Source organism: Bacillus sp. SIMBA_031, from assembly GCF_046535225.1.
In the GTDB taxonomy this organism is placed as follows: domain Bacteria; phylum Bacillota; class Bacilli; order Bacillales; family Bacillaceae; genus Bacillus; species Bacillus velezensis.
The window spans coordinates 1-234 of record NZ_JAWRXC010000713.1 but is presented as its reverse complement, the minus strand read 5'-3'; the positions used below and the strand labels follow the sequence as shown (position 1 = coordinate 234).

Below are 234 nucleotides of genomic sequence, written 5' to 3'. Positions count from 1 at the left end.
CGGCATCGGTGACCGCAGCAACGGACGCACCCTGGCCAAGCCGTTGCAGTGCTGCCCGGATTTGATCGAGCCTTTGCTCGCGGTGCTCGCGGTACTCACGGCACTTCTCATCCAGCGCCGGCAGCACGGGCCCATGGGCTGGCAGGAGGATCGCAGGGCCCAGCTCCTCGAGGCGCTGCAAACTAGCGAGGTAGTCCCCCAGCTTTCCATCCGGGTAATCCAAAACGGTGGTGC

The 234-nt window shown here is 65.4% G+C and carries 1 pseudogene; it reads right to left on the bottom strand.

Going from position 1 to position 234, the window contains the following annotated elements:
* A pseudogene (locus SB724_RS21940) lies at window positions 1-234 on the bottom strand (hypothetical protein); the annotation flags it as partial.